The organism is Marinobacter algicola DG893, from assembly GCF_000170835.1.
Classification (GTDB): domain Bacteria; phylum Pseudomonadota; class Gammaproteobacteria; order Pseudomonadales; family Oleiphilaceae; genus Marinobacter; species Marinobacter algicola.
The window spans coordinates 9,756-27,172 of record NZ_ABCP01000044.1 but is presented as its reverse complement, the minus strand read 5'-3'; the positions used below and the strand labels follow the sequence as shown (position 1 = coordinate 27,172).

The 17,417-nt window shown below is 57.6% G+C and carries 19 protein-coding genes; 14 read left to right on the top strand and 5 right to left on the bottom strand.

Annotated features, from left to right (window positions below; translation table 11 throughout):
* Positions 1–44 precede the first annotated feature (44 nt).
* Positions 45–731, bottom strand: a complete 687-nt coding sequence (locus MDG893_RS17665) for an SIMPL domain-containing protein (RefSeq protein ID WP_007155195.1) — start codon at positions 729–731, stop codon at positions 45–47.
* Here MDG893_RS17665 and MDG893_RS17660 point away from each other — a divergent pair.
* Positions 714–944 carry a hypothetical protein gene (locus tag MDG893_RS17660; RefSeq protein WP_126812165.1) on the top strand — a complete coding sequence of 77 codons (231 nt, stop codon included), beginning with the start codon at positions 714–716 and terminating at the stop codon, positions 942–944. The genes MDG893_RS17665 and MDG893_RS17660 overlap by 18 nt on opposite strands.
* Here MDG893_RS17660 and MDG893_RS17655 read toward each other — a convergent pair.
* Both MDG893_RS17655 and MDG893_RS17650 read right to left on the bottom strand, forming a co-directional pair.
* Positions 929–1,696 carry a gamma-glutamyl-gamma-aminobutyrate hydrolase family protein gene (locus tag MDG893_RS17655; protein WP_007155193.1) on the bottom strand — a complete coding sequence of 256 codons (768 nt, stop codon included), beginning with the start codon at positions 1,694–1,696 and terminating at the stop codon, positions 929–931. The two genes, MDG893_RS17660 and MDG893_RS17655, sit on opposite strands and share 16 nt — an antisense overlap.
* On the bottom strand, positions 1,689–2,684 hold the full coding sequence (locus MDG893_RS17650) for an amidoligase family protein (protein WP_007155192.1): 996 nt from the start codon (positions 2,682–2,684) through the stop codon (positions 1,689–1,691). The genes MDG893_RS17655 and MDG893_RS17650 overlap by 8 nt, the downstream gene beginning before the upstream one ends.
* A 177-nt stretch (positions 2,685–2,861) precedes the next feature.
* Here MDG893_RS17650 and lexA point away from each other — a divergent pair, with 177 nt between their 5' ends.
* Entirely contained in the window at positions 2,862–3,470 is a 609-nt protein-coding gene (gene lexA, locus MDG893_RS17645; protein WP_007155191.1) for a transcriptional repressor LexA, read from the top strand.
* Between the two features lie 165 nt (positions 3,471–3,635).
* Positions 3,636–4,046 (top strand): cell division inhibitor SulA, encoded by a 411-nt coding sequence (locus tag MDG893_RS17640; protein WP_425268458.1) that lies wholly within the window; start codon positions 3,636–3,638, stop codon positions 4,044–4,046.
* A 3-nt stretch (positions 4,047–4,049) separates the two neighbouring features.
* On the opposite strand, the gene MDG893_RS17635 is transcribed toward MDG893_RS17640, so the two are convergent.
* Complete coding sequence (locus MDG893_RS17635) at positions 4,050–4,310, bottom strand: hypothetical protein (protein ID WP_007155189.1); 261 nt, start codon at positions 4,308–4,310, stop codon at positions 4,050–4,052.
* Positions 4,311–4,361: 51 nt separating this feature from the next.
* Entirely contained in the window at positions 4,362–4,838 is a 477-nt protein-coding gene (locus tag MDG893_RS17630; RefSeq protein ID WP_007155188.1) for a DUF6586 family protein, read from the bottom strand.
* A gap of 261 nt (positions 4,839–5,099) precedes the next feature.
* Between MDG893_RS17630 and MDG893_RS17625 the strand changes: the two genes are divergently transcribed.
* The 11 genes from MDG893_RS17625 to fliJ all read left to right on the top strand — a co-directional run bounded on the left by MDG893_RS17625 (position 5,100) and on the right by fliJ (position 17,333).
* Positions 5,100–6,458, top strand: coding sequence for a DUF1329 domain-containing protein (locus MDG893_RS17625; protein ID WP_007155187.1), 1,359 nt, complete (start codon positions 5,100–5,102; stop codon positions 6,456–6,458).
* A gap of 66 nt (positions 6,459–6,524) precedes the next feature.
* On the top strand, positions 6,525–6,851 hold the full coding sequence (locus tag MDG893_RS17620; RefSeq protein WP_007155186.1) for a hypothetical protein: 327 nt from the start codon (positions 6,525–6,527) through the stop codon (positions 6,849–6,851).
* 71 nt (positions 6,852–6,922) lie between these two features.
* On the top strand, positions 6,923–8,374 hold the full coding sequence (locus MDG893_RS17615; RefSeq protein ID WP_007155185.1) for a sigma-54 dependent transcriptional regulator: 1,452 nt from the start codon (positions 6,923–6,925) through the stop codon (positions 8,372–8,374).
* Positions 8,375–8,599: 225 nt separating this feature from the next.
* Entirely contained in the window at positions 8,600–9,868 is a 1,269-nt protein-coding gene (locus tag MDG893_RS17610; protein ID WP_007155184.1) for a sensor histidine kinase, read from the top strand.
* 12 nt (positions 9,869–9,880) lie between these two features.
* Positions 9,881–11,347 carry a sigma-54-dependent transcriptional regulator gene (locus MDG893_RS17605; protein WP_007155183.1) on the top strand — a complete coding sequence of 489 codons (1,467 nt, stop codon included), beginning with the start codon at positions 9,881–9,883 and terminating at the stop codon, positions 11,345–11,347.
* Positions 11,348–11,564: 217 nt separating this feature from the next.
* Entirely contained in the window at positions 11,565–11,933 is a 369-nt protein-coding gene (gene fliE / locus MDG893_RS17600; protein ID WP_007155182.1) for a flagellar hook-basal body complex protein FliE, read from the top strand.
* Positions 11,934–11,948: 15 nt separating this feature from the next.
* Positions 11,949–13,646: a flagellar basal-body MS-ring/collar protein FliF gene (fliF, locus tag MDG893_RS17595; protein WP_007155181.1), complete on the top strand. Its 1,698-nt coding sequence runs from the start codon at positions 11,949–11,951 to the stop codon at positions 13,644–13,646.
* Positions 13,639–14,679 carry a flagellar motor switch protein FliG gene (gene fliG / locus MDG893_RS17590; RefSeq protein WP_007155180.1) on the top strand — a complete coding sequence of 347 codons (1,041 nt, stop codon included), beginning with the start codon at positions 13,639–13,641 and terminating at the stop codon, positions 14,677–14,679. Before fliF ends, fliG begins: the two co-directional genes overlap by 8 nt.
* Positions 14,679–15,530 (top strand): flagellar assembly protein FliH, encoded by an 852-nt coding sequence (locus MDG893_RS17585; RefSeq protein WP_007155179.1) that lies wholly within the window; start codon positions 14,679–14,681, stop codon positions 15,528–15,530. Before fliG ends, MDG893_RS17585 begins: the two co-directional genes overlap by 1 nt.
* On the top strand, positions 15,502–16,893 hold the full coding sequence (gene fliI, locus MDG893_RS17580) for a flagellar protein export ATPase FliI (protein WP_425268457.1): 1,392 nt from the start codon (positions 15,502–15,504) through the stop codon (positions 16,891–16,893). The genes MDG893_RS17585 and fliI overlap by 29 nt, the downstream gene beginning before the upstream one ends.
* On the top strand, positions 16,893–17,333 hold the full coding sequence (gene fliJ, locus MDG893_RS17575; RefSeq protein ID WP_007155177.1) for a flagellar export protein FliJ: 441 nt from the start codon (positions 16,893–16,895) through the stop codon (positions 17,331–17,333). The genes fliI and fliJ overlap by 1 nt, the downstream gene beginning before the upstream one ends.
* The last annotated feature ends 84 nt before the right edge of the window (positions 17,334–17,417 follow it).

Here is a 17,417-nt window from a genome sequence, read left to right as displayed (position 1 = left end):
CCTCCCTGGATATATTCTATACGCGGGACTTCTGAGCGGATGATCTACTCCAGCTCAAAAGTCGCGCTTACCCGGGCCTCCAGTTCACGGGAGCCGACCTCGGAGACGGCGTCCGAGGCGCCTCGCATTTCCGCCATCATTGGCATCGGGGATTGATGACCACCATCAACGTTGATGGTCATCACCTCGCCGCACTGTTTGTCCAGTTCCCGGGCAACAAATTCGCAGCGTGATTTCGCATCCGCAATGGCGCCCGCCAGGGCCTGTTTACGCAAACCGACTTCATCGGAATGAAAAAACTGGTGGGGACCGACGTTGTAGTCCATACCCAGTGATTGCGCCTGCGCAAGAATTGGGTTGAGCAGCGAGAGGTCATCGATGGTGAAGCTGACTGTTTGCGAAGCAACAGCCACTCGACGGGGTTCCTCGTCACGCTCTGGTGATGGAATCGAACGACTGTATAGGTTCAACGAGGCGTCACTGTAGGATTTGAGGCGATCGCGGAAGTCCTCAATGCTCTCCCGCCACTTCTCCATCTGCTCGTTGACTTCCTCAGTGGCTGTCTCGGGGAGTTTGTGCTCGGCGCGGGCGGTGAACTGCAGCCGTGCGCTGTCTGGCGTATACTTTACCGAGGCCTGACCGCTCAGGCTGACTTCTGCTGCTGACGCGCCCAGGGGAAAAAGAATCAGGGCCGTGGAGGCCAGCAGGTATCGATGGACGTTGTGGAACATAGTTGGATCTCCATGTTATTGCACGAGAATCAGGTCAGGTTGACGCCCCGGGAGCGTGATATCCTGTTCAGGCTGACCGGGAGCGACCCCCATTATGTGACCACCCGCGAGCAACTGAAAGAGTGGGCGGCCCGTTATTTGACGGCTTTACCCGACGACGCTCGGGAAATTCGTGAAATCAAGGCCGTGTTGCAGCGTTACCTGCCATTCTGAGCGGCATTCCCATTATCTTCTCCGGCGGCGTCGACAGGTTCATCCAGCCGAATCAGCTTCCTGTCCTCCGCAGCCTGCACGAAATGGCTGAAAATCCGCCGGTGACCGCTGTGATACAACAGGTATTCCGGGTGCCACTGGATGCCCATCAGCCATTGCCCACGTGTGTTTTCTATCGCTTGCACAAACGAGTCGTTGTCCACGGCGACAACGCGCAGGTGCGTGCCCAGTTTCTTTATGCTCTGGCTGTGGATGCGGTTCGCGCCAATGACCGGGCTGCGCATCACCTCTCCGAGGCGGCTGTCACTGACGACCCGAACAGTCTGTAGCGGCAACAATAATGGGCGGTGGCGGGTGTTCACCCGCAGGGGCGTGACGTTCTGGCACAAAGATCCGCCGCGGAAAATATTGATAAACTGGGCGCCCCGGCAGATACCCAGTACCGGGATGTTCAATTCTTCGGCACGGGACAGCAGACGAACATCGGTTTCGTCGCGACGCGGGTCATACCGGGCGGTTACCTGGGGAGTCTGACCGTACCGCGAAGGGTGCACGTGGGTACCGCCTGACAGCACAAGGCCGTCGAGCAACGAGACATCCACCTTCGAGCCCGGGCGGATAAAATGGGTACGGGCACCATGGAGGCGCAGCGCGAGGGTGATCAGCCGGTGGGCGAGACTGCGGCGTGCCGGGCCGCTGATGCCAATCGTAAGGCCCGGATGCTCAGGCTTCTCTACCGGGCTTTCAGACATAGTTCCCGGACCGAAGCCACTGGTCAGACGTGTCTATCCAGCTGTGGGTCAGGTTGTGGAGGCTCAGTTTGCGGCTGTTGCGGAATTCCTTGACCAGTGTTGATAGGTCTTCAGCGTTGGCCACCAGTTGTTCCAGTACAATCCAGTCATTCCACACCGTGGAAAAATGCCAGTCAGGGTTATCGATGTCGCAGTCCGGTAGCCGGTAATGCAGTGTTGGCCGGCTTTTGATGCGTTCATCCTCAACGTATTCCGCCAGCAAACCGCTGTTCAGGTGTGCGAACAGCGGGAGCAGGTCCAGAGCCTTGTTGCGGGTTGGATTGTAATGCAGGTAGTCCCGCATTAATTGCTCCATGTCCGGCGCATAATCCTCTGAAATCAGAAGGTCGATGTAGGTGCTGCTCCAGGGCTCAATGTAGCTGGTCAGCTTTCGGCTGATATCGATCTGGTGGCGTGCTTTCAGCCACTCATAAAGGGCAGCGAAGGCCTGCAGGTAGCGAACCAGCGTTGTCGCTCTGAGATCCGGCAGTTCCGGATTCAATTGCAAACCGAAGGCGTAATAGAGCGCCTCCCGGCTGCCGAGTGCGCCTGCTTTGCGCAGTTCATCGCAGAGTGTCTCTATGCGCTCCAGCTTACTGAAAGGCAGTGGAGGACTGACAATTTCTAGGGGCACGATTTTCTCGGCGGCTGCGTCGATCACGCTCATGGCATGACCGCCAAGTTCCCTGACCGATTCGGGAAGACGCTCGTCGGCCAGATCGAGATCCTTTATCGGGTCCGAATCCAGTTCGATGGTAAAGTCACCGAGTTCCGTTTCAACCTCGGAGACATAACGCGCAACTGACTTTCCGGTACCGCCCAGAAGTTTTGCGGACAATGAAACGAGATCCTCGTAACCAAGACCAGACAACTCAATTTCAACGCCAACTCTGCGTTCCTTGCCGTCATCCGTCTTGAGGATGTCCGGTAACCTACATCTGTTACTCATTCAGGCGACTCCCTTTTTTGGTTGTAAACACTTTAACACAGTCACACGTCCGGGCGTGGTGGACCGCCAACCAGCCCGACTCATAGAAAAATTGCGTGCGCAGGGTTTACACTGGATAAAACACTGTATATAGTCAAATCACTGTATATAAAAACAGGGCTAACCGGGGCAACCTAAATGAAGCTGACAGCTAGGCAGACACAGGTACTGGATATTATCCGTCGCTACCTTGACGAGACCGGGTATCCGCCGACCCGTGCAGAAATTGCGGCAGAGCTTGGATTTCGTTCTGCCAATGCTGCAGAAGAACACCTGCGGGCACTGGCCCGAAAAGGCGCGATCGAGATGGTGCCTGGAGCCAGTCGGGGGATACGTCTTCCCGATGTGGAGGCTGACCTTGGTTTGCCGGTGGTCGGTCAGGTAGCGGCCGGCAGCCCCATTCTGGCCCAGGAGCATATCGAAGATCATTGTACCCTGCAGCCTGAATTTTTCTCGCCCTCGGCGGATTATTTGCTCAGGGTGCGCGGCATGAGCATGAAGGACATTGGCATTCTGGACGGCGACCTGCTAGCGGTGCACCGCACCCAAGATGTACACAACGGCCAGGTGGTTGTGGCCAGGGTGGGTGAGGACGTCACGGTCAAGCGGTTCCGCAAGGAAGGCTCGAAAGTGTATTTGATCGCCGAGAATGAGGAATTCGACCCCATCGAAGTGGATCTGACTGAACAGGAACTCTTCATTGAGGGGCTCGGCGTCGGGGTCATACGGCGCTCAGACCTTCACTGACGCCCCCAGGGTGTCCGGATATATCCGGCTGTGCTTCGTTGAGTGTTGAACACCGCGGGCGCAGCTTAACGGCAGGTGAGGCTTATCATGGAACAACTCAGCTTTAATCAGAATCTGGCTTATGCTCACGGAGGCGGCAGGTTTGTCGGTTCAGAGGTTGCCGGTATGAGCGGCCGTGATACCGTCAGGGCACCCACTGTCACGCGTCGTCCAGCCAAACCGTCAGGCAACGTCACTGAAATTATTTTGCCCGAAGGGCAGGTTGAAAACTTCCAGCTCTTATTACCTATGCTCACGCAGTTGAATCAGGAAAAGCGTTGGCTGGCCTGGATTGATCCGCCCCAAAGCCTTGTCAGTAAGTGGCAGACCATGCGTGGCATCGTTGCGGGCGAACTGTTGGTGTTGAGGTCCACTCCGGATTATCCAGCCGGGGAACTTGCCGAGCGAGCACTGAGCGCAGGCACCTGTCACGCCGTGGTCATGTGGACCCATAAACTCGGGCGCGAAGCGCTCGCGTCACTGGAACAGGCCTCGGCTCGGGGTAACAGTCATGGTGTGGTGCTGCGCCAGCGCTGATTGTCAGTGAAGTGTGTAGGAGGGCCGGATATCCTGAGTGTCCGGCTCTTCGTCTTCCCAGTCGATATCATGGGCAACGTTACCGACGGCCTCAATACCGGCTGCAATCATGGCCTTGGCCACGTTCATATCCCGGTCCTCCATCATTTCCCTGGCTTCCGTCGAAAATGATATCTGAACCAGTGGTGCACTGTCGTCGTCGATACGGCGAAGCGCATAGTCTCCGTTGCTCAGTTGTACGATCTCGAAAAACGATGGTGACATTAAGCTAGCCTTTCAGTTCATTCCCGTTGGGGCCGGCAGCAACGTGGTTTATTACCATTCGCTGTGCCGATCCTCGAGGATATTGATAAAGTGTTTCATCGCGCCCAGAGTGGTTTCCAGGGCCTGTTTTGAGCGATCCGGGCCGATGTCAGCCGCAACGGCAATCACGTTCTCATTGCTGACCATTTTTCGGGTCACCGGTGGATTGTCCTGATGCCGCTCAAGTTGTTCGAGATGACTCCACCAACTCCGCCCGTTACTGGCCAGTTGCTCCAGTTCTGTCATCTCCGGGCTGTGGGTTCCGATCAGCACGCTCAATGCCTCAAGGTCATCGGGCTGACTATGCTTGTGCTGATACACCCTGGCGACCATCACCAGGGTCAGTTTTCGAGCCCTCAGCCCCAGCTCTATGGCGCCTTGCAACATCGCTTCTTTCGTTGGAACGCTGTCGCTGTGCTCCAATTGCCCCAACAGGTTGCGAGCCAGGAAAATTTTCTGGGAAACCAATGAGTGCCACTGTGACGCCATGGTAGTACCTGAGGGTGGTTTCACTGCTGTGCGATGAATTAATCGCTAACTATAACATTTTTCATTGTGAATTTCTCCTCCCGCTGTTGGTTTGGTGGTTTTGACAAGAAACTACAAAGATTCACTTGAAACGGTCGTTTGAATTTGGCAAAAAGGCGCCCCGATTGAATAACATTTGATCGCCTGTTGTTGTTTCCGGCTTAGGCATGCCAAACCGCGAATGACACATGGGTTGATCGGTTACCTTGGAGGTAGAAGGGAATGCGGAACCAATGGGTCGCAGGTTTTACAGTGGCATTGTTTGGGTTGTCTGGCGTTGCGCTGGCAAAGGTCGGTGAATCCGAAGCTCAGCGGTTGGGTAACGAGCTCACGCCGGTTGGCGCCGAGCGACAGGGCAATGTCTCTGGCAGCATTCCAGTGTGGACAGGCGGGCTAACCAAACCGCCCGCCGATTGGAAACCGGGGCAGGTGGAGACCAATCCGTTTCCCGAGGATGAGCCATTGTTTGTTATCACCGGCGACAATGTGGAACTTTACCGCGACAAGCTGACCGACGGGCACATCCGTATGCTTGAGCAATATGGCCCGGAGTTTGTGATGCCGGTGTACCAAACCCGCCGTACCGCGGCCTTCCCGGAAGATGTGTACGAAAAGTCCCGGGAGAATGCCCGCAGCGCGGAACTTCTGGCTAATGGTAACGGTGTGCGTGACACCATCATGACCAGCCCCTTTCCGATTCCGAAGAATGGCCTGGAGGTGATCTGGAACCACATTCTGCGCTACCGTGGAGAGGAGCTGTCGTTCCGTAGTGCATCCGCGACGCCCCAGGTGAATGGTTCCTATAACCAGGTTGTTAACCAGTACGACTATTTCTTTGCCTACAGCCGCCGTGGCGCGAACCTTGCCGATATTGATAACAAGATTTTTTACCTGAAAACGGACACCATTGCGCCATCCAGTCTCGCGGGCACCATCACTCTGGTTCATGAAACCCTGGACCAGATTCGCTCGCCCCGGCTCGCATGGCGATACGATGCCGGCTCAAGGCGTCTGCGCCGGTCACCAAACCTGGCCTATGAAACCGATCTGCCGAACTCGTCATCCCTACGCTCGGTTGATCAGAAAGACATGTACAATGGCGCTCCTAACCAGTACGACTGGGAGCTGAAAGGCAAGCGGGAAATCTTCGTACCCTACAATGCCTACAAGCTTCACGACGCGGATGTCCAGCCGGACGATGTCATTCGGCCCCAGCACATCAACCAGGAATTGGCCCGATATGAACTGCATCGGGTGTGGGTTGTCGAAGCGAAATTGAGGACCGGGATCAGCCATATCTATTCCCGCCGTGTGTTCTACGTCGACGAGGATAGCTGGCAAATTCTCGCTACGGAGGAATACGACGGCAATGATGAGCTCTGGCGTGTGTCCGAAGCTCACAACATCAGCTACTACAGCGAGCCGGTATTCTGGACTACCATGGAGATGACTTACGATCTGAACGCTCAGCGCTATTACATCGATGGTCTGGACAACGGCTTCCCCGCCTATGATTTCGAACCTGGCTTTCGCGGCAATCAGTTCTCTGCCTCGGCAGCCCGGAGAGCTGCCCGCCGCTGATGTCTGGCCGCCCCGGGCCGGTTGAGGCGCGGGGCACTACCAGAGCGTTTTCAAGGAGATGCAAATATGTCGGTACCGGAACAGCTTGAGGCAGTGGATACCCTGGTTGAGTACCTGAAGACGGCGCTTGCGGAGAAAAACTGGGATGAGCTGTCCCGCCTGAATGAGCTGGTCAAACCAACGATCGAGCCGGTTATGGCGGCCCTTGAGGCCGGAGAACTGAGCCCTGAGCCAGTCAGGGAAAGATTGGCAGCCCTGCAGACATTCTGTGATCGTGCCAATATTTCGGCAAATGAAGCCAAGGCGGAAGCCCAGAAAGCACTTAAAGGGGTGAATCAGAATCGCAGCGCGGCAAAAGCCTATCAAAACGTCTCGTTAAATCGGCCAAAATAGCGTCATAAAATTGACTCGAGCCCACTTACAGTCTTAAATACCGCACAAATCCCCGCAAGAGATTCGTTTGGATGTCGAAGAATAATAAGGTGCTGGTGCTCAGCGAGGACGATGCGAAAAGACGTGACATTTCCACCATTCTTGAGTTTATCGGCGAAGAGGGCATTGTCGTTGGATCTGATGCCTATTCACTGCTGAGCGGCGGTGACGCTGAGGATCTGGAGTCGATTTCCGTTGCCGTTGTTAATGGCGAGGACGATGGCGCGGCCACAGCGATTTCAAAGGTGTGCGAGGCTGCGAAGGGCGTGCCCTTGCTGTTGGTTGGCGACCCTGATCTGGCAGGCCTGTCCGACGACGAGACCGGGCGGGTGATTGCCCGCATGGAATGGCCGCTCAACTACACCAAGTTTGTGGACTCGCTATACCGTGCACAGATCTACCGGGATCAGTTTGCACGTTCCCGTGAACGGGGACAGCAACGTGGTCTGCAGCTTTTTCGTAGCCTTGTGGGCACGAGTCGAAAAGTGCAATCGGTACGCCAATTGATGGAGCAGGTGGCCGACAAGGATGTGAGTGTGCTGATTACTGGCGAGTCTGGGACGGGTAAGGAAGTGGTGGCGCGAAACCTCCATTACCATTCCTCCCGTCGTGACAAGCCCTTCGTGCCGGTCAACTGCGGTGCCATCCCAGCGGAATTGCTGGAGAGTGAATTGTTCGGGCACGAGAAAGGCGCCTTCACCGGCGCGATCACGTCACGGGTAGGTCGGTTTGAAATGGCCGAGGGGGGCACCCTTTTTCTGGACGAGATCGGCGACATGCCGTTGAACATGCAGGTCAAGATTCTGCGGGTTTTGCAGGAACGCACTTACGAGCGTGTTGGCAGTAATCGAACCCTGTCAGCCGATGTCAGGGTCATTGCCGCGACTCATAAACACCTCGAAGACATGATTGAAACGGGCGATTTCCGTGAAGACCTCTATTACCGCCTGAACGTTTTCCCTATCGAAATGCCCGCTTTACGTGATCGGGTGGAGGACATCCCGCTGCTGATCAATGAACTGATTTCGCGGATGGAAAAGGAAAAGCGCGGGTCCCTCAGAATGAACTCGGCGGCGATAATGAGTCTATGCCGCCACGACTGGCCCGGGAATGTTCGCGAACTCGCGAATCTGGTGGAGCGGTTGGCGATCATGCACCCCTACGGTGTTATCGGGGTCCAGGAGTTGCCCAAGAAGTTCCGTTACGTGGACGATTACGACGAGAACCGGCCAGTGGAAGACTCCGGAATGCCCTCTGGTATTCCCGGGCTGGTGGGGCTGGATGCGCCGGCTCTGCTGCCGGTAAACGGCATCGACCTGAAGGATTACCTGTCCAACCTTGAAAGGCAGTTGATTCAACAGGCGCTGGATGAAGCCGGGGGCGTGGTGGCCCGGGCAGCCGAGAAGCTTCGGATTCGTCGGACGACGCTGGTTGAGAAGGTCCGGAAGTATGGTCTTCGGGATGAGGAATCCGAAGAGAGCTGATCGATTCCCCCAAAGAACAGGCTTCTGATGGCGTCAAAGGTTTGTAACCTTCGGCGCCATCGTTGTTTCAGGGCGACGAAAATCCGTCATTGGCCGTTTTCTGCTACATCCTTCCCTTTGAAAAATAAACAAAAATTAAAGTTGGCATAATGCTGGCTTAGTCTCACCCAAACAATCCATTCGATTGGTACGGGCCGGGGGTTAGTCCGGTCAGAGGGCGAGTTTATGAGTCAGTTACAGTTTGTGGGGTTGTCGTCGGCTAAGGCCTCGGCCAATGCGGCCGCGGATGTCAATGACAAGGTGACGGCGTTGTTCCCGGAGCAGGATGATGAGGCTGTGGGTACGGCGTTGGAGCTGTTTAATCAGATGTCCCGACAGATTACTGACTCCTACCGGACCCTTGAGTCCCGCGTAAATCAGTTGTCCGGGGAACTGTCTGCGGAATCGCAGCAGCGCCAGGCGGAGCTGGAACAGAAAGAGGAGCTGGCAGACCGGCTCTCGACGCTTCTGCACGCGCTGCCGGCCGGGGTTGTGGTGCTCGACAGCCAGGGGGTGGTGACGCAGACCAATCCGGCGGCAATCACTTTGTTGGGGGAGCCGCTTGATGGCGAGCGCTGGGTGGATGTTATTCGTCGCTGTTTTGCGCCCCGCCGTGACGATGGCCATGAAGTGTCACTCAAGGATGGCCGTCGTGTCAGTATTGAAATTCGTACCATGGAAAACCAGCCGGGGCAGTTGATCCTGCTGACCGATCTGACAGAAACCCGTCACCTGCAGTCTCAGTTGGCCCATGCACAGCGCCTTTCCGCCATGGGCAAGATGGTGGCTTCCCTGGCTCATCAGATTCGCACACCGCTGTCGGCTGCCATTCTGTATGGCGGGCACCTCAGCCAGGAAGATCTGGATGAGGAAATGCGTCAGCGCTGTGCCTCACGGCTGATGTCCCGTTTGACGCATTTGGAACAACAGGTGCGTGACATGCTTATTTTTGCCCGAGGCGAAACGCGGCTGGCAGAGGAGTTGTCTGCCGACACCCTGGTCCAGGCGCTGGCTTCTGCGTTGGAAGGATTGAAACTTCCTGCCGGTGTGTCGGTGGAACTGAGTGATCAGGTCAATAGCGCGGCGCTGATGTGCAATCGCGATGCTCTGGTCGGTGCCTGTACCAATCTTGTAAACAACAGCGTGGAGGCCGGGGCGACGAAGGTTGAGGTTGCTGTTGTGTCCGTCGACGAGGAACTGGTGGTGCGTGTGAGCGATAACGGACCCGGGTTTACCAGGGAGCAGGCAAGCCAATTGTTGGAGGCGTTCTACACCACCAAATCCCACGGCACCGGCCTGGGCCTTGCCGTGGTCCAGGCGGTGGTGAAGGCGCACCAGGGTCGCTTTGCGATTGATGCGCCTGCCGCCGGAGGTGCTGTTGCCATCATTTCCCTGCCATTGGTGCGTTCGTTGTCGACGGGTGACCGTCGGCAGCAGCCATCAAAGAATGACTGATCGGAGGCTATTATGGCCAAAGCCCAAATTCTGATTGTTGAGGATGACCAGGACCTTCGAGAAGCGCTGGTTACCACCCTTGAGCTGGCAAAGTTTCGCGTGCGCGAAGCCGCCGATGCGGAGCAGGCGCTGGCGCAGCTGGCCGAGTCACCGGTGGATATGGTTGTCAGTGATGTGAATATGCCTGGCATGTCCGGCCACGATTTGCTGCATGAAATACAAAGACGGTATCCCGGCCTGCCTACCATGCTGATCACCGCCTATGGTCAGATCAGTCATGCGGTGTCCGCGATGCAGTCCGGTGCCATCGACTACCTGGTCAAACCGTTCGAACCATCAGTGCTTGTGGATGCGGTGACCAGAGTGGTCGGCGGCGGCCGCCAGAAAAATGTCGACCAGCCCGTTGCGGAAGATCCGATCAGCAAGCGGATGTTCCAGCTGGCGGCGAAAGTGGCGGCCAGTGACTCGACGGTGATGATTTCCGGGGAAAGCGGAACCGGTAAAGAGGTGTTGGCGCGCTATATTCACCAGCAGTCTCCCAGATCCGACCAGGCGTTCGTGGCGATCAACTGTGCGGCCATTCCCGAGAATATGCTGGAGGCTATCCTGTTCGGCCACGAGAAGGGCGCTTTTACCGGAGCGGTTGCATCCTCCCCGGGCAAGTTCGAGCAGGCCAATGGTGGCACCATACTGCTGGATGAGATCTCGGAAATGGATCTCGGCCTGCAATCCAAGTTGTTGCGGGTGTTGCAGGAGCGGGAGGTTGAGCGCGTCGGTGGTCGCAAGACCATCGCCCTGGATGTACGGGTTATCGCCACCACCAACCGTGACTTGTCCGATTACGTGCGGGAAAACAAGTTCCGCGAAGACCTGTACTATCGGCTGACAGTTTTCCCCATGCACTGGCAGCCACTGCGCGAACGTACACTGGATATCATGCCGCTGGCGAATGCATTGCTGAAAAATCATTGCCGCAAGATGAAATTGACCGGCGTGACCTTCGCGCCCGACGCTAGAGATGCGCTGATGGGTCATCAGTGGCCGGGCAACGTTCGCGAGCTGGACAACGCGATACAGCGGGCGCTGGTCTTGCACCAGGGGAATGTCATCCATGCTGGTGACCTTTGCCTGGAACTCGGAATTACCGGGCGTATGGAAAGTGGCCCCGCCGGCACGACATCTTCGGCCTCGCCACACCCAGTCGTTTCCGAATCCGGGGCTGAGTCACCTTATCGGGACGCTCAGGATACCTATGCCGAGGAAAGCCTGTCGGGTCTCGGAGCGCTATCTTCCACGTCACTGGGTGACGAAGTTCGGCAGCGTGAATTCCGGATTATCATCCAAACGTTGAAAAAAGAGCGTGGTCGACGCAACCGGGCGGCGGAGCAGTTGGGTATCAGCCCGCGCACGCTCCGATACAAGCTGGCCCAGATGCGCGATGCCGGCATCGATCTGGATGCTGAGCTGGCCGCCGCCTGACCACAGCCAACAGGCTCCTTCGTTCGGCACCCAAGGGTGCCGTTTTTTTTGCCCACGTCAAAAGACCGTCGCTGTCTTTCGCCTTTCTCTCCGATTGTTAATTAACACTATGAAAATTAAGAAATAAAATATGTTGGCCTGTGGTTTGCTTTGACCTGTCCAGATATGTCCAGTTCAATGGCTTGCCCATTTATACGGCGAGCCGGGAGAGTGAATCATGGTTCAGCGTGCTGACATCAACAGTGTCCTTTCAGAAATCCGCAACATGCGCTCGCAGATGATGGAGAATCAGCGGGTTGAGCAGGACAATAACATCCGGGGGCGGATGGACGGACCTTCCAAGGTCCAGGAAACCTCCGACACTCCCAAATTCAGTGACATGCTCAGCCAGGCTGTGGGCTCTGTGAATGAACTCCAGCAGACATCAGGTGAAATGAAGACGGCTTATGAAATGGGTGATCCGAACATGGATATCTCCCGCGTCATGATTGCGTCTGAAAAAGCATCCATCTCCTTCGAGGCATTGACCCAGGTCCGTAACCGGGTGGTGAAGGCCTACGAAGACATCATGAATATGCCGGTTTGATAGCGGAGCGGACCCATGGCCAGCGTACCTGCTGAAACCTCATCCTCGAACATGCCCGCGGCGCGGGGAGACGATGCCGGCGAAAGCCGTAGCGACCTGATTTTCGGCTTCAACCGGCTGAACCTGCTGCGACAGGTGGGCCTGATGGTGGGGCTTGCCGCCAGTGTTGCCCTTGGCGTTGCCGTGGTTCTGTGGGCCCAGGAGCCCAATTACCAGCCTGTGGTGGGGGATATGTCCGGCTACAATCCACAGGACGTCACAACCATTCTTGACGCCAACAGTATCGACTACCGTATGGACCCGCGCACGGGTGCGTTGCTGGTGCCCTCCGATGAGGTCTACAACGCCCGCCTGAAGCTCGCCGCCGAAGGCGTGACGGACGAACAGACCATGGGCTACGAGCTACTGGACCAGGACCGTGGCCTTGGAACCTCCCAGTTTATGGAAACCATCAGTTTCCGCCGTGGCCTGGAAGGTGAGCTGGCACGAACGATTGGCAGCATGCGTACGGTTCGCGCTGCCCGGGTTCATCTGGCGATTCCGGAGCGCTCGGTGTTTGTCCGCGATGCGCGCACGCCGACAGCATCGGTGTTTCTTGAAGTAATTGCAGGTCGTCGCCTGGAGCAGGAACAGATTGCCTCGATCGTGAACCTGGTTGCCGGCAGCATTCCGGAAATGAGCAAGGACAATGTGACCGTGGTCGACCAGAGTGGAAACCTGCTCACCGGTCGTGAGGACGGCGGTGACAGTCAGCAGATTGAAGACCAGTACGACTACACCTCCCGCGTAGAGGATCGCTTGGCCCGCCGGGTTGCCTCCATGGTCAGGCCGGTGGTGGGCGATGGTCGTTTCCGCGCGGAAGTGACGGCGGATCTCGATTTCTCCTCGGTGGAACAGGCTGAAGAGCTGTTCAATCCCGAACAGCAGGCCGTGCGCAGCGAGCGCCAAATGTCCGAGCGGCGTGCCGGTGGCGGTGCCAGCGGAATCCCCGGCGCCCTGTCGAACCAGCCACCAGCCCAGCCGACGGTTCCGGAGCAGGCAACAGCAGATGACGAGGGCAACGTTCAGGCGCCGCCTGTGAACGTGCGTGAAGAGTCGACGCGAAACTATGAAATGGACCGCACCGTCAGTTATATCCGCCAGGAGCTTGGCCGCATAAAACGTTTGTCGGTGGCCCTGGCGGTTGATGACATGAAAGTGGTGGACCCACAGACCGGCGAAGTCAGCTATGAACCCTGGCCGGAACAGGAACTGCAGCGCCTGACCATGCTGGTGCGCGATGCCGTGGGGTATTCGGCGGCCCGGGGTGACAGTGTTACGGTGATGAACACCGCGTTCGCCGCCGAGGAGCAGATTGAGTTCGAAGCACCGGCGTTCTGGGAGCAGCCGTGGTTCTGGGACCTGATGAAGCAGGTACTCGCAGGCCTGGTCATTCTGGTTCTGGTTCTGGGCCTGTTGCGACCCACCCTGAAAAGCCTGTCTGGCGGTGGCCGCAGCGAACGCAGGGGCGACTCCGACGACGGCTATGGCGGGCTTGATGGCATTGAGGGTGGAGATGCCCTGCGGGAGGCCATGCATTCACAGGACGATCTGCTTTTGCCCGGCGCGACAGACAGCTATGATAGGCAATTGAATGCACTGAAAGGCCTGATCGCGGAAGACCCCGCGCGGGTCTCCCAGGTGATGCGCCAGTGGGTGAATGTCGATGACTGATGAGAACAACCGCCAGCCTGATGCGCCGCAAAAGCCCCAGCGCAAGATTCCGCGGGTGGAGCAGGCGGCAATCCTGCTGATGTCACTGGGCGAAAACGACGCTGCCGAAGTGCTTAAGCACATGGGGCCGAAAGAGGTCCAGCGGGTTGGCGTGGCCATGGCCCAGATGAAAGACGTCAGCAAGGACGACGTTACCTATGTCCTGAACCAGTTTGTCGAGGCCGTTGGCGGCCAGACCGGTCTGGGGGTTGGCAACGATGATTACATTCGCACCATGCTCACCCAGGCCCTGGGGGACGACAAGGCCTCCAGTCTGATCGACCGTATCCTCATCGGTGGCAACACCACCGGCCTGGATACCCTGAAGTGGATGGAACCCCGTGCGGTGGGCGACATTATCCGCTACGAGCACCCCCAGATTCAGGCCATTGTCATTTCCTACCTTGACCCTGACCAGGCTGCGGAGATCCTCGGCACGCTGGACGACAAGGTGCGACTGGACGTGATGATGCGGGTCGCCTCTCTGGAAAGTATCCAGCCTCAGGCACTGCAGGAACTCAACGATATCCTCGAGAAGCAGTTCTCCGGTGGCTCAGCGGCCCAGACCAGTCGCATCGGCGGGGTCAAACGGGCGGCTGACATCATGAACTTCATGGACCGCAGCGTTGAAGGCGGCCTGATGGATTCCATCAAGGACATGGACCCGGACCTGGCCTCGACTATCGAAGATTTGATGTTTGTCTTCGATAACCTCAAGGACATTGACGACCGTGGTATCCAGGCGTTGCTGCGGGAGGTGTCGTCCGAAGTGCTGGTCGTTGCGCTCAAGGGCGCCGATGACGCCGTTCAGGAGAAAATCTTCAAGAACATGTCCAAGCGCGCCGCAGAGCTTCTGCAGGATGATCTGGAGGCCAAGGGGCCGGTGCGGGTCAGTGAAGTGGAGTCCGCCCAGAAGGACATCATCACCATTGCCCGTCGTATGGCTGAAGCTGGTGAAATTACCCTTGGCGGTGCTGGCGAAGAAATGATGTGATGAAAGATCCCCGTCGCAACCTCGATCGCATTCCCAAGGAAAACCTGACGGCTTACGAGCGTTGGGAGCTTCCGTTATTGGATGCGCGCGGGAATGAAATCGCGCAGGAAGAAGACCGTGATGTAAAGCCGCTGACCGCCGCTGATATCGAGGAGATCCGCCAGGCGGCCCGTGAAGACGGCCATGCGGAAGGCCGTGACGCGGGGTATCAGGCGGGGTTGAGTGAAGGCCGTGAACAGGGACACCGGGAAGGATTTGAAGCGGGACTTGCCGAGGGCCGCGAGAAGGGCGCCGAAGAGGCCCTGGCGGACACCCGCACGGAGGTGGATGCCAAACTGGACCGGCTGGAGCATTTGCTGGGCGAATTACTGGAACCGATCAAGCGACATGAAGACGAGGTGGAAACCGCCCTGGTCAATCTGACGACCGTTCTTGCTCGCTCCGTGGTGTTCCGGGAGCTGTCGCTGGATTCTTCCCACATTACCGACGTGGTCCGTAAGGCGATGACTGCGCTGCCATCGACAACGGAAAACGTGCGCATACATATTCATCCGGATGACTATCAATGGGTCAGTGAGGTGGCCGACAGGTTCGAGGCGGCGACATCCATTGTCGAAGATGCGTCTGTTCTCCGGGGAGGTTGCAAGCTGGAAACCCGCCATAGCCTCGTCGACTTCACGGTGGAAAAACGCTTCCAGAAGGCCGTTCAGGGCATGCTGGACCGACAACTGGACACCGAAACCGCCGGTGAGGGGGAAGAGCTCGATGCCATGATGGGCGACCTGACCGACTTCCGGCACGATGTGCTTGACTCCGACGAGGATGAAGGCCATGACAGCACACCTGGCTGAACGCCTGACAAGACTACAGGACTATTTCAGCGATGAATCCCAGCCGGAGCTATCCGGCCGTCTAACGCGCATGGTAGGCCTTACCCTTGAGTGTGTGGGATGCCCCATGGTGGTTGGGGATCGTTGCGTTATTACCGGGCAGGGTGCCGGCACCGTAGAAGCGGAAGTGGTGGGTTTTGAGGATGACCGTGTCTATTTGATGCCGCTTACAGCGATAGAAGGGTTGCGCCCTGGCGCCAGGGTGGTGCCGTTGTCGGTTGCCAGCCGGGTGCCGGTCGGCCCTGAGTTGCTGGGGCGGGTGGTCAACGGCAACGGCGAGCCACTGGACGGCAAGGGCCCGCTGCAGGCGGAAGCCCGCGTGTCTCTCAGTGGCGATATCATCAATCCGCTGGACCGTGCGCCGGTGCGTCAGTCCATGGACGTAGGTATCCGGGCTATCAATTCACTGATGACCGTCGGCCAGGGGCAGCGCCTGGGCCTGTTTGCCGGCAGTGGCGTCGGCAAGAGTGTTCTGTTGGGCATGATGACCCGCTTCACCAACGCGGATATCACGGTGGTTGGCCTGATCGGCGAGCGTGGCCGTGAGGTGAAGGAGTTCATTGAGGATATCCTTGGCGACGAGGGACTTGCCCGCTCGGTTGTGGTGGCGTCCCCCGCCGATGACTCACCACTGATGCGGTTGCGTGCCGCCATGCTGACTACCCGAATTGCCGAATACTACCGGGACCAAGGCAAGCGGGTATTGCTGTTGATGGATTCATTGACCCGCTATGCACAGGCCCAGCGGGAAATTGCCCTGGCCGTGGGCGAGCCTCCAGCCACCAAGGGCTATCCGCCTTCGGTCTTCGCCAAATTGCCGCAATTGGTGGAGCGTACCGGCAATGGTAGGCCTGGTGGTGGCTCTATTACTGCGTTCTATACCGTACTGACGGAAGGCGATGACCAGCAGGATCCGATCGCGGACGCCGCGCGGGCGATCCTGGATGGCCACATTGTGCTGTCCCGGCGATTGGCGGAAGAAGGCCATTACCCGGCCATTGACGTGGAAGCCTCCATTAGCCGGGTAATGCCTCAGGTTACCGAGACCGAACATTTTGCCCGCGCCCAGCGCTTCAAGCAGGTCTATTCCCGCTATCAGCAGGCCAGGGACCTGATCAGTGTCGGGGCCTACGTAAAAGGTTCAGACCCTGAAACCGATTTTGCCATCACCCATATCGGCAACATGGGGCAGTTCCTGCAGCAGGGGTTAAACGAAAGCGCACCGTTGCAGGACAGTATCCAGCAGTTGCTGGCGGTGGTGCCGGAAAGGCGCTCGCCTGACCGCCCCAAGACTCCGCCGCAGGCCGATGGAGGTGGTAGGTAATGCTCAGGTCCCAGCGTCTTTCGGTCGTGCTTACTCTGGAAGAACGCAAAGAAAAGGCCGCCCTGGAAAAAATGGCGGAAGCACAGCAGCATCATGAGGCCCAGCGCCAGCAGATAGAAAACCTTGAGCGGTATCAGCAGGAATACCGGGAACAGATCCGCAGCAGCCAGAAAGGTGTGGTGTCTGTTGCCCGACTTCAGGGCTGGCAGGCGTTTATAGCCCAGCTGGATCAGGTGATCGTGCAGCAGCAGAAACTGCTGACACAGGCGGAAGAGCGGCTCCAGGCATGCCGGGAAGAATGGCAGAGGGCCTGGGAGCGGCGCCGGGGAATGGAAAAGTACATTGAGACCTGTCGCCAGCATGAGCAGCGGGAGCAGGATGTCAGGGATCAGAAGCAGATGGACGAAGCCGCCGGGCGGATACTGGCGAGACGGCGCTGAGTGGGTTGCTAAATAGCAAACGGCGGATGCAAATTCGGTGTTGTAAGCTATCCTTTAGTTCAGGGTGCCTTGGGCACGCCTGTC